Annotated in this window: 11 protein-coding genes and 1 pseudogene; 9 read left to right on the forward strand and 3 right to left on the reverse strand. The window is 51.1% G+C overall.

The annotated features are described in order from the left end of the window. Positions 1 to 484 precede the first annotated feature (484 nt). The 7 genes and pseudogenes from K3T83_RS37335 (at position 485) to K3T83_RS37365 (ending at position 9,865) form a co-directional block, all read left to right on the forward strand. Positions 485 to 1,729 (forward strand): hypothetical protein, encoded by a 1,245-nt coding sequence (locus K3T83_RS37335; protein ID WP_220207982.1) that lies wholly within the window; start codon positions 485 to 487, stop codon positions 1,727 to 1,729. An 18-nt stretch (positions 1,730 to 1,747) separates the two neighbouring features. After that, positions 1,748 to 3,514 (forward strand): Dyp-type peroxidase, encoded by a 1,767-nt coding sequence (locus tag K3T83_RS37340; RefSeq protein ID WP_220207983.1) that lies wholly within the window; start codon positions 1,748 to 1,750, stop codon positions 3,512 to 3,514. Positions 3,515 to 4,441: 927 nt separating this feature from the next. Then, the gene (locus K3T83_RS37345) at positions 4,442 to 6,985 is read left to right on the forward strand and encodes a galactose oxidase early set domain-containing protein (RefSeq protein WP_220207984.1); all 2,544 of its coding nucleotides are present in this window, start codon (positions 4,442 to 4,444) and stop codon (positions 6,983 to 6,985) included. A 586-nt stretch (positions 6,986 to 7,571) separates the two neighbouring features. Further along, positions 7,572 to 7,700: a DUF6519 domain-containing protein gene (locus K3T83_RS37350; protein WP_220207985.1), complete on the forward strand. Its 129-nt coding sequence runs from the start codon at positions 7,572 to 7,574 to the stop codon at positions 7,698 to 7,700. 98 nt (positions 7,701 to 7,798) lie between these two features. Further along, entirely contained in the window at positions 7,799 to 8,236 is a 438-nt protein-coding gene (locus tag K3T83_RS37355; RefSeq protein ID WP_220207986.1) for a DUF6519 domain-containing protein, read from the forward strand. A gap of 137 nt (positions 8,237 to 8,373) precedes the next feature. Then, a pseudogene (locus K3T83_RS37360) lies at positions 8,374 to 8,727 on the forward strand (hypothetical protein); the annotation flags it as partial. 316 nt (positions 8,728 to 9,043) lie between these two features. After that, positions 9,044 to 9,865, forward strand: a complete 822-nt coding sequence (locus K3T83_RS37365) for an IS6 family transposase (RefSeq protein ID WP_220207988.1) — start codon at positions 9,044 to 9,046, stop codon at positions 9,863 to 9,865. 352 nt (positions 9,866 to 10,217) lie between these two features. Here K3T83_RS37365 and K3T83_RS37370 read toward each other — a convergent pair whose 3' ends face one another. Then, positions 10,218 to 10,634 carry a cupin domain-containing protein gene (locus tag K3T83_RS37370; protein WP_220207989.1) on the reverse strand — a complete coding sequence of 139 codons (417 nt, stop codon included), beginning with the start codon at positions 10,632 to 10,634 and terminating at the stop codon, positions 10,218 to 10,220. A gap of 254 nt (positions 10,635 to 10,888) precedes the next feature. After that, the gene (locus K3T83_RS37375; protein ID WP_236065077.1) at positions 10,889 to 11,605 is read right to left on the reverse strand and encodes a hypothetical protein; all 717 of its coding nucleotides are present in this window, start codon (positions 11,603 to 11,605) and stop codon (positions 10,889 to 10,891) included. Positions 11,606 to 11,634: 29 nt separating this feature from the next. On the opposite strand from K3T83_RS37375, the gene K3T83_RS56585 reads away from it, so the two are divergent. Continuing rightward, positions 11,635 to 11,955: a hypothetical protein gene (locus K3T83_RS56585; RefSeq protein WP_236065078.1), complete on the forward strand. Its 321-nt coding sequence runs from the start codon at positions 11,635 to 11,637 to the stop codon at positions 11,953 to 11,955. Between the two features lie 912 nt (positions 11,956 to 12,867). Continuing rightward, a complete protein-coding gene (locus K3T83_RS37385) occupies positions 12,868 to 13,407 on the forward strand; it encodes a hypothetical protein (protein WP_220207991.1) in 540 nt (179 codons plus the stop codon). Positions 13,408 to 13,706: 299 nt separating this feature from the next. Here K3T83_RS37385 and K3T83_RS37390 read toward each other — a convergent pair whose 3' ends face one another. Next, positions 13,707 to 14,615, reverse strand: coding sequence for a hypothetical protein (locus K3T83_RS37390; RefSeq protein ID WP_220207992.1), 909 nt, complete (start codon positions 14,613 to 14,615; stop codon positions 13,707 to 13,709). Positions 14,616 to 14,781 lie beyond the last annotated feature (166 nt).

Below are 14,781 nucleotides of genomic sequence, written 5' to 3' on the forward strand. Positions count from 1 at the left end.
CGAGGAAAGTTCGTGGAATGTTGGAATTTACAGTTCACGAGAAATTTCTCTGCTCTAAATCTACAAAGTGGTCGAAAAGCAGGAGATCCAGCGAGTTTTCTGAAGCCAGAGCAGGTTGCAAATCAACTTTGCTCTGGTCTCTTCGCCCATATACCGCGTCACCGTTAACCTCTTTTCTATCTAGTATATTGCTCTTGCCAAAATCTGAAGAATGCCAATATAATCGAATGCAAATTTTTGCCAGCCTATTTATAGATATTTAATTATGTAGTTGCTTTGTATTTTTTATTGTGTTATATATCTCTCTATATAGATGATATACACCTTATCATTTATCTATGAGCTAATCCGTACTCACTTAAATATATTTATATTCTTAAATATTTCCGTCGTTAGCTGATCGAAAATATTATTATTGTTGGGGAAAAGTCCTTTGTTACGCTAATTGTGTAAGCAAAGGGGAAAGAAAAGAGGCGTTAATTCAATGTTAGCTCAAGTATCAGTAGAAGCTCACAAAAAAGGGCGTAGAAGAGCTCGGGGAGGAGTAAATCCGACCTTGGGTGCACCAGCAGTACATGGTCTAGAAATACCAACTGTTTCACGGAAAGCTCTCCCATCCGTTGGTGCATTTCCCAACTTCACTTTCCATGGTGGTCCTATCATCACTAATCCACAGGTATATACGAGCTTTTGGGGCTCTCTGTGGCAAAGTGACCTGGCTTATCAACAACGTGCCATACGGCTCAACCACTTCTTGCAAGATCTCTTGAACAGTGATTTTATGAACGTGTTGAGCCAATATGGAACTGGAAACGGTGCTGGATCTGGTAACTTCGTCCGGGCTTCCTTTGTCAACAATATCCCTGCCATCTTGACAGAAGAAGAGATTCACGGAATCCTTCAATCCACTATTGATGCGGGAATACTGCCAGAGCCAACGTCAAATACAGCTCTCATCATCTATCTTGATGAGAAAAGTGGAGTCAATGATCCTAACCAGGATCTCGTATTGTGCGAACCACAAAATGATAACGCTTTTGGCTACCATAGCTTTTTTGTCACGGCGGCTAACAATCCGTTCTACTACGCTATAATCCCTGCGCTGAATAATACTTGCTTGAAAGAGACGTGCTCCAACGATACCAGTTGCTCGTTGCATCTCATGCAAACCGTGGAGCAACGCCTGACCCAGGTCACTAGCCACGAATTTGCCGAAATGGCGACCGATCCACAATTAAATGCCTGGTTTGATCCCGATCCTCGAGTGGGAGAGAATGGGGACATTTGTAATGGCGAGGCGGATACTATCGCAGTTGGCGCAAATACCTGGACAATACAGCGGATTTATAGCAAGTTTGATGACATGAACAGCAACGGAGCCGTTTTTTGCTTAGGCCAAGCGTTTACTCCTAAGCCCAGACTGAGCCAGGGGCCCTCAATCCAGGCAATGGCTCTAGATCGACGACAACATAAAGCTTTCCTTGAAAGTATGTTGCCAATACCCTCGTTGCATTTCGACGCAAACACGAAAGAAGTGACAATGGATGAACGTGAGTATAACCAATACGTAGAAAAGCTCTTCCATCCATCCTATCAGGAGAACATAATATCGGATCTGCCCAATTTTCTGCGACAGTGCGCAGAGATTTTGGAAAAAGAGAAGGAAGTGAGTTCCGAACACGATTCGCATCCCTCTCATCATACGACAGACGTTTCAACGATCTATTAACTTCATGAGGAGGTAGATATGGCAATTGCTCAGCCACCTATTCCAGTACGCGAAACACCTGCAGCAGAGTCCAATCAACCCAATCCTGCGTTCCCTGATGCATCTAATGAGCGTGTGCTGGATATGGATCAGATTCAGGGAAATATCATTCCCGGCTTTCTCAAAGACTTTGAGACATTGCTTTTCCTGAAAATTACTAACCCTCGTCAGTGCAAACAGTGGTTAAAAGAGATTACGCCTTCGATCGCTACTGCCCAGGAGGTGTTTGCCTTCAATCGCCTGTTTAAGAAAATTCGGTATCGGCGTGGCTACGAGCCAGAAATATTGAAGGCCACATGGATCAATATCGCCTTTTCATTCCTAGGGCTGAGGCAATTAGTACAAGATGCTGACAGGTTTACTGATCAAGCATTTAAAGATGGATTGGCTGCTCGCTCACAAGATCTAGGTGACCCAACCAGTAACGATGATGAAGGTAATACAAACAATTGGATCATTGGAGGCCCAGGGAACGAAGCCGATATTCTTTTAATCGTGCAAAGCGATGATATGCACGATTTACAGCGCGAGGTGCAACATATCAAACAAACCATCTATAATTTGTCCACTGGGAAAAAACGTATACCTAGCGGTGTCGTGCTTATGCATGAAGAACAAGGGGCCAACTTGCCAGGAATCCTATCTGGTCATGAGCACTTTGGTTTTCTCGATGGTGTCTCACAGCCTGGCATTCGTGGTCGTGTCTCAGAGAATGCTCACGACGTACTGACACCGCGTCAGAATCCTCGTGACCCTGATCAAGGTAAACCAGGTCAGGATCTACTGTGGCCCGGTGAGTTTGTGTTCGGTTATCAACACCAGGACCCTGCCAAAGAGATCAAAGATCCTTCAGATGACGACTCAAGCGCTGGGCCGGAGTGGGCGAAGAACGGTTCATACCTTGTGTTCCGTCGCTTACGTCAGGATGTGGGAGCATTTCATACATTTCTCAAAAACCAAGCCCAGCAATTAGATGTACCTGCTGCATTCCTTGGTGCGAAGATCATTGGTCGCTGGCCAGATGGTGAACCAATTATGCGTGATCAGCAGGGAGGGAACCAACCGATGCTTGGGAATGATGATTGCGCTAATAATGATTTCGAGTTTGTTCATCAGGACCCTTCTCTTGATCCCCAGAACCCTTCCCCATCTCCACCCGATGAACTTCCACCTGCAGGCACAAGTGATCAATGTCATATCCCTCAAGATCCTAACAGAAGTTTTACTCCTTCACCGGGTGATCCAGGGGCACAGATCTGTCCATTTGCTGGACACATCCGTAAGGCATATCCACGCGACGATATCACGCCTGAAGGAAGAGCCAAAAATCCTCAACCTGGTGAAGAGAGCGAAGCGAGTGAACCAGCTACTCAGACGCATCGCTTATTGCGTCGAGGGTTGCCCTATGGAAAGGTTTCTCCATCGACGTTCGATGATCCAGTTTCTGATAACGTTGATCGTGGATTGCTCTTCATTGCTTACCAAACCTCTATCGAACGGCAGTTTGAATTTGTGACAAAATCCTGGGTAAATAATCGGGATTTCAGTCAACAGGGCGCAGGCTTTGATCTCGTTATTGGACAAAACAACCAGGGCAACCACGCACGTATGGCGAGGATCTCACTTCACCCGCAAAAAAATCAAACGGTGCAACTACAGGCGGATGAGGAGTGGGTTATTCCAACTGGCGGCGGCTACTTTTTCGCTCCGTCTATCGAAGCTCTGGACGGAACACTATCACAATAACATCTCTCATATGTCTGTTCTCTAAGCTGTCACCATTGAATACACATTCAATGGTGACAGCTTAGAGAACAGTGTTGCAAAAAAGAACTTCGATAGTATAGGAGCTGTGTCAAGGACTATGTTGCAAAAATGAGAGCCGAGCTGCTCAAACTAGGAGAAAAAGTGGCATTTTACTTTCTACAAGAATACGTACAGACATATAACGAGTGTATGAACTTCTCTGTCATACGCTTCGATGGAACGTGCGTAACAGTAAGTAAATGACGGCTCTTTTAAGTACTCCTGGTCAAAAATTCGTAGGAAGCTTGTATTTCAGCTTTTCAACCGTGTAGGATCAAAGAGAGTGATTTGGTCATCTAATTAGCCTGGTGTTAACATAAGGTGATATGAGCCGTAAAGTAAGCTCTCATCCTTCTGCAAAGATGAAGCACGAGTTGTGAGGATTGTGAGGGTCGGCACTCGTCTGACCTCTTTGAGCAGGAGGCGAGGCCATTGTAGTTCTCGAAGAGAAAGGAACACTCACAGTTCCTTTCCAGGAAGAAATTGGGTGCTCGTCGGTCCTCTTAAAAGCGCATCTCTCGCGACCTATGAGGCCTTGCGTAGCGATAGATTATAGAGCTTGCTTATTGCTTTTTTCATAGTTTTTTCTCTACACTTGTCAAGTATAGAGGAACAGGCTGGGTCATTCTCACAAAGCATGACTGCGCTTGCATATCGCGGGAAAACGGTTTTGCATTACCTCGGGAAGCAACATTTCGCCGTCTGGTTTCATGAGCCAGCTTCTTTGGAGATACTTGTATGCAAGTTGTTACAGCGTAGGGGGAGCGGTGTAGCTCTCTATTGCCTGCGGATTTCGCTCCACAACCCAGACCAGCTGTTTGTCGTTTGTAATATGACAGGACTTTATACAGGAGAGGAAGGCTAGCTATGGCGAATCTAGGAAATGCATGGCACATTCCAGCCAACCCTGAGCCTCGTGGGCACGCAGGTATGCGCGACCCGGTTGGGGCCATTGTACCTGGAACTGCGGTCACGATTCTCACTGGCAACCAATTTCAGGGCGACGGCAACTCCGGCAACCAGCTCCAAGTTGGCAGCAGTATGTCGTTCAAGCGCCAAGTTGACGCGAACTGGACCCAGCTGCCTCTGATATTTCAAAATCAAACAGGCAATAACAAGTACTACGAGGCAGCGATCCCGGCACACATGTTTCAGATAGGCGACACCGTGCAATATTACCTGCGCATCGCCTACAGTGACCATGAGACGACGTTCCTCCTCGCCAGCGATACCGCATCGGCGGTGACGGCTGACGAGGCTCAGGCGCAGGCAAATCCATTCACGTTCATCGTCGAGTCCAGCGCAGTGAAAGGAGAGTGGGGTCCGGTGATCAAGCTGCCCAATGTCGCCATCCACGCTCACGTGTTACCAAACGGCGAAGTGCTGATGTGGGGCAGGCGTACCGGTATCGATCCGAACGAATCCCTTGATGAACACTTCTGCACACCGTTCGTCTGGAACCCGATCACTGGCGCGACGAGGAACACGCAGCAGCCCAAACTGGCCGATGGCACGACAGTTAATCTCTTCTGCTCAGGACACACGTTCCTTCCCGATGGACGCCTGCTGGTAGCAGGTGGGCACTGGTCAGATAGTCAGGGAGTCAATCAGGCGATCATATACAACCCGGCTGACGATACTTGGAGCCCGACCGATCTAATGAACGACGGCAGGTGGTATCCAACCGCGACGAGCCTGCCCGATGGCACTGTCCTCGTCCTCTCCGGAAGCACCATGCAGAAAATTATCAACTTTATCCCGCAGGTCTGGAGTAGTGGCCACTGGCTTCAGATCGCTGGCTTCCCGAGTCAGAACACGGCCGCATTTCCGTTGTTTCCACGGATGCATGTCGCGTCCAACGGCCTCGTCTTCATGTCAGGCTCCGAGAATATGACCTGGTTCCTGAACATCTCCAACGGGGGGCAATGGACCCCGGTCGCCATACGCAACAACGCTCAGCGCGACTACGCCCCTTCGGTCATGTACGATGTCGACAAGGTCATCTACATTGGCGGAGGCAACGATCAACCCACGCTCACGCCAACAGCGAATACCGAAATCATCGATCTTAGTAAAGCAGCCCCTCAATGGCAGCCTGCCGCCTCGATGCACTTTCCGCGTCGCCAACATAACGGCACGATCCTGCCTGACGGAACTGTGCTGGTCACAGGTGGGACGCGCGGAGGTGGTGGTCCTACCCCAGGATTCAATGACCTGACTCCAGGGCAACCGGTGCATATTGCCGAGCTGTGGGACCCGGTGAACAACGTGTGGACGGAACTTTCTGCAGAACTGATCGATCGCTGTTACCACTCGACGGCCGTCCTGCTGCCGGATGCAACGGTGTTAAGCGCTGGTGGCGGCGAATTCAGGCCAATTAATGGGCAAGACATCCCAAATGACGCCGAGGATACGCACCGCGACGCCCAAATCTTCTCACCACCCTATTTGTTCAAAGGTGTGCGACCTCAGATCACGTCCACGCCTGCTTCCGTCGGGTATGGTGTCATATTCGAGGTTGGCACGCCTCAAGCAAGTGAGATCGGCCGCGTAACTCTCATTCAGCTCTCGTCCGTCACCCATTCGTTCAACATGAACCAGTACATCAACTTCCCGCATTTTGTGGTTGGAGGTGTCGGGCTGAAGGTCACTGCTCCACCTTCGCCAAACGTCTGCCCACCCGGACACTACATGCTGTTCATTCTCAACACACAGGGGGTGCCTTCGGTCGCCACAGTCATTCAGGTGACTGCCAACGCCAGTATGACGAGGGTGGCCGCTGCCCACGAACAGACGACAGTCTTCAGCGTCAGCCGAGACGCATCGGATCGCGGACACTTCCCAGATGCTTTCGAGCGGCGGGACGAGGTGCTCAAGGCCGCACATGGCACCTCGGTCGTCCTCGGCATTAGAGGTACATGTCCATACGGCATTGGTGCATGTTGGGGTGGCGCCCACGAGGCTCTCCTTACACTAGAGGGCGTGCAAGATGTCGATCCAATCCCCGACGCAGAGGCTTCGACTGCAAAGCTCTTCCTCGAAGACATTGGGCTACCAGCATTGGACCGATGGCAGGACCAGTTTCACCGGATAGTGAACGGGAGCTATATCATACGAGGAGTCGAGGTCACCCTGCAGGGCCAACTCGAAGTTCACAATGGTATCTTGTTCCTGGCGGGTCCGGACTCACGGCCATCGGTGCAGCTCTTACCGCTCGTCCCCTCCAACAAGGTTCAGTGGGACAGGCACGCTGGTGCGCCTCAGCCAGCCGAGCCTGACGAGGTCATCGCATACGAACGACTTGCTACGCGGGTCCACGAGCTGCCAGCCGGTCAAGAGATCACCATCACTGGCCCGCTCAAGCAGAGTGATACTGGATATATGTTAGAGGTTAGAATGTTTGCCCTGTAAGGCGAACTTGGGGTAGGCCCTCATTGGATACCCAACACTTTCTCCTCCTAATTTTCCCTCTAAGCAAGAGGGAAAATTAGGATTTGAAGAGTATATGAGGAGAAAAGAGAGTTCTTGAAAGCATCCTTGGGCTACTGGGACATGGCTCGTCCCAAATGTGAAAGGCCACGCGAGGCCCTCGTATTACTCCCTATGACCAGGGTTCACTGCGGTTAGAAGATCAGATGACAATTCAAGGGGGTCAGAAGAAACATCATGCGAGGGCTTCGCACCACGCCGCATGGACTGTGTCAGAATTGAGAGTACAAAGCTAACAAGGAATGAGCTGCTACGAGATATATCTCAGGCTTAGCAGACGGATGCGTCAGAGATGAGTGTCTTCCACGATCTCTATCAAACACAACGCGAGGCAAATCTGTGTGTATGTCTCGATGACTTTACCCCTGTCAACATAGAGACAGGGATCATCTATATCAATTAGGAGCATACCGTAATGGATGGCGACTTCAACACAGATACCACCCGTGATTCTTTTAACATCACAAATATACTCAAGCCAAACGAATGACCCAGGTGCTTCTCACATGTGCTTAAGCAGCAAGGGCGAGTGGAACTTGACGCCGATTGGAACGAGCTTGTCTATATTCTTCTCTATCAGCAGCGTACTGCTCTGGCAGATATCATTGGCCCCTATACCGACCCGCCGACGAGCTAGGTTTTGCCATTGCCCAACCGACAGACGAACGTCAGAAATATACTGTTGGTGTCGGCGCGAGGCGCTATTATGTTGATGGTATTCTTAGTAGTGCAACGATGAGGCATGACTGTACTATTGAGGGATGTAGTGATAGAGAGGATACACAATACCTCCTCTACCTGGATGTCTGGGAGCTCGAAGTGATCTCTTTAGAAGATGATGCGATCCGCGAGAGTGCACTGGGTGGACCAGATACCGCTACACGTGCCGAAATCGTCTGGCAGGTTAAGGCTATCAGATCACTCGACATGGTAGGAGGTGCTGTCGAAAAACTTCCCAGAGGAAACGCAGAAGAGCTGACCACAGTCTGGACACAGCTGCTCTATAACCGGTTCACCCGACGCAAGTCTGGATTACTCGAAGCATGCATCGGCCCAAATGTTACCTCGACCGATCCCTGTATCACACCGCCTTCATCGGCCTATCGCGGGTTAGAAAATCAACTGTACCGTATAGAGCACAGCATGTTCCGGCGGCGATGCAACGATAAGTAAGTGATCATCATCCTCTCGTCATGGAAATATGGGTGGAGAGCGCACAGATACGGAGCCAGAGCAGGGTTGTGCTACCTTCAAGTGGTCTCGTGAGAACGGCGCTATCGCCTTAAAATCTCGGTGCTGATGATAGCCGCTACTCATTGCAAATAGGCAATTGGGTTGAACTTATCGATCTGAGCCTCGTGCCGAGCGAGACCCCTGGTCAATTATTTCAGGTCAAAACCGTGGATAGTACAACAATGCAGGTCACGCTCACCATCAGTCCAGAGCAGGAACCACCCGCAGAGAGTGCTCTCAAGGGTCCCTTCTTGCTCCGCCATTGGGATTACAAAGCTGGCGACCCAACGAGTCGAGACAATGAGAACTGGCCCATCACCATCGCTGATGACAGGGCAGCTCTACTCATCGAAAACCGCTGGCTCACACTTGAAAATGGCATCCAGATACAGTTCTTTAGCGATGAAGGAGTCTCACTATCGTGCAGGTGATTACTGGCTCATACCTGCCATACGAGCAGAGGTGAACTTGAGTGGCCCTTTATCAAAGGGAATCATCAGCGAGTGCCAGACATATTGCCGCCGCATGACATTGCCCATCACTATGCCCCACTTGCACTCGTTACATTTACGGCTAACGGCACAATTGTAACAAAGAATAGCAATCTAGATATCATTGATTTGCGGTGCAAGATTATAAAAGGATGGGAAGTATGGTTCTGTCAGAACTGAGAATATGATATGGTATGAAAATTGCTCAAAGAGTATACTTGTTGACAAACAAACAGTTGATGATGAGGAGTGACCCATGGATTGCCCGCATTGTACCTCTCCTTCCGCAAAAGAACAGCGCAAAAAAACCATCCTCGGATATCAGATATTTCGTTGCTCGGCTTGCAAACATCTTTTTAACGAACGCACCAGCACCCCCTTCAACTTTCTTGAATATCCCACAGATATTGTTCTTCTTGTCGTTGTCTGGCGGTTGCGCTATAAGCTGAGCTTTCGCGACGTGGCGGAGATGTTTTTGGAGCGAGGATGGTCCTTCACCCATGAAACTGTAAGGGATTGGGAGTCTCGATTTGCTCCCTTGATTGCGGACCAATTGCGGACCAAACGACGAGGGCAAGTAGGGAGATCCTGGTACGTGGACGAGACCTACATCAAAGTTCACGGAAAGTGGTGCTACCTGTATCGAGCCATTGATGCTGATGGCAATCTGGTCGATTCTCGGCTGAGCGAAAAGCGCGATATGGAGGCAGCCCAACAGTTCTTCACGCAAGCCCTTGAGGTCTGTGGTCACACCCCAGAGCATGTCACAACAGATGGGCATCGTTCTTATCCACGCGCAGTACGAGAAATTATGGGAGATACTGTTGTACATCGGACCAATAAATATCTCAATAATCAATTAGAGCAAGACCATCGAGGGGTAAAGCAGCGCTATTATCCTATGCATGGTTTTGGAAACTTTGAAGCCGCATCTCGCTTCTGCCGCGCGTTTGATGAATTACGCCAGTATTTCCGTTTTCGCCACACGATGAGAAAGTCGGTCTCACTCCCAGAACAACGACGTGCTTTTCTCGATCGGCTTGTAACCCTGCAAGTCCTGATACAAGCCGCCCCATAGTCATAAGACAAGTAAGCCGGAAGTTTTCAATCATACCTTGGTGAGTTTTTACATTCTCAGTTCTGACACTACCACATTTTCTCAAGCTTCGTGTTTACGTCTTGAATCTTCAATTGCCAGTTCGTTGCTGGGCAACTAATGTCTTTTATGGCGAACGATTTCATTGTTCCCACTGCCCACGACATGCGCAATGAGGTGGTTGACAGATGGGACATAGGTGAGGTGATTTCAGGAAGTGAAGTTGTCGCAGAAGGGCAGAGGGAAAACCTCGCCCCCCTGTTTTCTCAGAGAGTCGGCGAAGTTTGCCGTACAACTGCTCTTGAGACGAAAGGCAAGAACGTTGACACATCTGTCAGCGTGAAGTCGTGTCCTGGAAGGCATTGATCACAATCGCATGGAGTTCCTGGTCCCCTGTCCAGACGGTGTGGTCGGTGTGAGCAGGCCAAAGAACGGCATCGCCAGCCTGGACCTCGCACGTTTCCCCATCAGGGCCACCAATGCGCACATGTCCATACCCCTGAATGACCAGGAAGAGAATAGGATGGTCAGTCGCATGTTCTTCCATTGAAGCCTGTGGATCAAAGTACATCACTTCTACCTGAAAACCAGTCTCCATGAGCAATGGCAGACCATTGAAGCGCCTGGCTACCTCTTCCTGCTGTTCGGGTGGGATCTGTGCGCGGTTCATCTGGATCATAGCGCCATAGAGACCTGGATGATTGCCGGGGATTTTGACTTTGCGATCAGGGCTGAACCGTCGAACTTGCATGCGTTTGTCTCGCTTTCTGCAGGTCTCTGCGCTCTCGAAGCAACAGAGGATGAGGCCCTGCAAGCCTGGTGAATTGAGAAACATCCGACGGCTCCTCATCATACGCGAAAGAGCGAAAACGCACATCGGCCCTTTGGACGATGTATTTTGGGCATGTTTGCGGTATAGTGGAAAGAGAGGAAAGAAATTAGTGGTTTCTCCTCGTCTCTCTGGCTTTTCCCTCGGCTTTTTCTGGGTGGCTCCGAAACCTCAACCTATCCAGATGTTTGTTCTCTTCCCACTACGCTCAGGCCGAGCCAGTTCGCAAAGCGTTCTGGGATACCGAACAGCTTGAACGTGAGTAGACCAGCCTGATCTTTTCGGGCATTGCGAGCGAGCCGCTCATCCCATGACAAGCGGTAATGAGCTCGCTCGGCCCGAGAGATCGTTGGAGAGGAAGAAGCAGCGGTTCTCTTGAGAGCTGGCTCTATCTGGACCTCCAGGCGTTGGCGATGCAGACGCAGGCAGGCGCGCCGCTGGTGCCGTCGGTGCCAATCTCGCCACAGGAGCGGAGACGATCCCACTGCCAGGGGATGGAGGAGGACGCTGACCTGGCGCAGTTTGTCTGTTGCGCTGCCGTTCCATTGGCACTGCTCGCGTAACGGGCACGGACGGCAACTACGAATGCTGGCCCCATACACCACGCGCAGGCTGCCATTGGCTTCTCGGCGGTGTTCATGCGGCAAGAGCGCGCTCCCAGCGGGACAACGCAGCGTCCCATCCGGTTGGAGGGGAAAGTCAGTGCCGGTAAAGCGACCAGCTTTCCAGGGCATCGCGATGGCAGGAGGAGCATACCCCGAGGTGGGAGGAGAGGCCGGAGGTGTGGGCTCGTTCTGCGATGGAAGAGCAGGCGCAAATTCCGTCGTGCGCACCGGTTCAGGAGCGAGCTGGTGCCCCAATTCGAGGCGGATATTCCAGGTCCACTGGCTCATGATCCGCCAGGCTTCTTGCCCCAAGCTGAATGGCTGCACCAACGGTCCGGCTCAAGCTCCTGGTCTTCGTCTTCCAGGGCCGTTTCAAAGGCTCCGCGATGCAGGTAGAGGGAGACCACATCGGAGGCGGTGAAAGCGCTTTGCGGCAGATTGGTCAAGAAGAGTTCATAGACGACGCCGTCCCGGATGATCCCAACCTGCCGCTTCTTTTTCTTCTTCGTTGGGGCGGGATGCGTCGCCACAATAACGCGCACGAGAGGACCGTTCTCGGAGAGGCGCTGATCTGGGCAGTCGTAGAGCGCGCGGCAGACCTCGCTTTCTGGGCTGGTGGTAAATGCCTGACGAAGTGAGCAGGTTTTGCCCTCTCACATGAGCATTTGCCCTCAATGTTGAGCACTGATGTCCAGTCGCCGAAGATATCGGTTCCCCAAGCGGCTTGTTGTGCTCAGTCGTTGTAAATTCGGGCAAGAAGCTAGCTGCCCTTTGCCCCTCTGAGCGCTCTGTAAGCGGAGGGAAGGTTTCAACAGGACGCCAATCTCTCCCACAACTAGGCCATTCTCCAACGTGAGTATCGTAGAAAAAACAATGTGAGCAACATGGCGCAACGTTGTGCCATGTTCCCCCTAAAACGTTCTGCAATGGATCATCGCCCTCCAGGCCACCGTTCACGGTGTTTGTTTGCTCGCGTGTTTCCAGAACGTTCTTTCCATGGAAGAAACGTTGCACAACGCTTCAAGCCCTCCTTGTTTGGCTTGCCAGAAATGCGGTATCTTTCTTCGTGGTTCAAGAGAGTGCATAGCCCTTCAATTTTTCGTCCTCTCTTGAGCTCACACCAGCGCAGTGTTGCATCCATTCCACCGCCAGAGTTTCTGGCCGCAAGACGCATTTGCACATCAAGAATGGGATGTGTAAAGTACGGTGAGAAATTGCACCAGAGCCAAAATAGAAACCGTATTTTCCAGAATGGAGGTCATGTTTCTGCTCAAGGGAAGGAAGCCAATCTCATGTGCAAAGGACGCTGAGGCTCGAGACTTTGACAAGTGTGGCGTTTTTCATAGACAGAGAGACAAAATCTACTTTTATACTGATATACTGAGTGGTAATGTTGCGTTGTCATAATAAAGAGAGAAAACGATGGATACGCCCTCCTCTGATGAAAGGAAAAAAGAATGCTTCTCCCCCCTAGCAACTGCCCTATCTGTAAACGCGATGACCAAGTTCAGAAAGTCCCAGCTATTCATCGCAATAGCTCCTTCACTACAATGGAAACCCAAGTCCCTCCCTCTGTTTCTGTCCCCTATGACTCCGCAGGAAATGCTACATACAGCTCTATCCCTCAGGCTACCACCGTTCCAGTCACTCGCCAGACGAGACTTGGCGCTCTGCTCCGTCCACCTCGGCGCAAAACGGTTCCTCTTCCTGTTGGTGAGAAAATCATTTTTTGGCTCTGCCCTTTCCTTGCCATTGCCCTTTATCTCGGTTCCTTAACTTTCGGTTCTGATTTTTTCTCCCATCTCCTTCCCGACAATTCCAGCGTTGGTCGTATACTCCTCGTCATCTTTAGTGCATGTGGTCTCTCCATCGGCCTGCCTGTGTTCCTTGGGGTCTTGGCTCATCGTGTGTTTTTCCGTCAATCCAACAAGCACCGCCGTGAATTACAAAGGCAGGAGATGGAACGCTGGCAAGATCTTGTGCGCCAATGGGAGCAATTCTGTTACTGCCATCGGTGCGATTGCGTCTTCTCTGCCAATACTGAGGAGATGGCTGCACCTGCGCAAATACAGCAACTCTACCGTCAGTAGTTATCTGCACGGTTCAACATTCTCTTGCCATCAAAACTCCTAATGTCTCGGACTTCAGCATCCTTTGCACCTTTTGCACGTGGGATTGGTTGGCCTCCTTGAGCAGATGCATAACCTTCGATCCCATTCTAGATGTACAGAAACGTCTTATGGCCTGAAACCCTGACCGCGCATTTACACTTCTTGAGGGTTATGATTGGCCTGTGGAGCCCATTCTTTCAACTGATGAGCCACTAGTGCTCAACATTGAGGGCAAATGCTCATGTGAGAAGGCAAAACCTGCTCACTTCGTCGAGCATTTACCAGCTGGAGAGGTGCTGATCGGCGGGCAAGTGCAAGCGAGCCTGGATGTCAGCGCGATCGAGAAGCTTGTAGTCTTTGCCGCGCGTGACATACGATAAGTCGCTCACATCCGCCACGACCGCCCCGCTGCCATATTGGCCATCAAGGCGTACCAGCGTTCGCTCGGCGGGAAAGTCGTGGGCTTTGATGTACGTTTGAATGGCCGCTTTCGCCCGGCGCAGTTCCTCGCGATACTGTCCATTCCCAGGATTGCCAATGCTGGCGACCCACTGATGGGTATGCATCTGCAAGACCGTCGTCCTCGTGCGAACGATTTCCCCGCGCTTGCGTCTGGTGTAGCCGGGAGCGCACAGAGGACGCAAACGTCGTTGGGGCGCAGGTCGATCCGGCGTCTGAGGCAACGCTCGTTGCCGTGCCGCTTCTCGCGTCCCATCAACATCGAAGACGAACCAGCGGTTCCCCTGCCGATCCCACAGTCCGGCTGTGTACTCCTCCGTGGAAAGGCGGCGGGCCAGCAGATCTTCCAGAAAGAGCGTCCGCAGGGCTTCGACAGGCTCGGCGGGCAGGGCTGCTAAAAAGCGGCTGAGCGTCGAGGCCGCAGGCAAGCTGGCACGTCCGAACAGGGCCATAAAGGGGACCGCAAAGGGATGCACGGCCTCGTAAAACGCCTCCAGGGTTCGCTCGCCACTGATGGCGTAGCCGAAAAGCACCGCGACAAAATCCAGCACGTCGTACCGTCCGAAGCGCCGTCGCGCAAAACGCACGCGCTCGGCTATCTTGTTGAGGATTCCTTGTTTCTGAAGATGAGAAGCCACCAGTGCGACTTCGCCCAACCAGGATGGAGTCGCAGGCTGTGATTCTGAAGAGGTCTGGATACGGATCGATCCATTAGCGATACTGACCATGTCTGCCTCCTTGATGGGAATACATTCGTTCTTCCCTTTCAAAGAGGCACATTTCTCGGCTTATCTGCTACAGGGGTCTATCTCATTGCGCATGTCGTGGGCACTGCAGGACCATCCGTGAACGTAAACTCATCGGTGGCCTGCGTCAGCGTTAGTACAGCAGATG

The organism is Reticulibacter mediterranei (assembly GCF_016587455.1).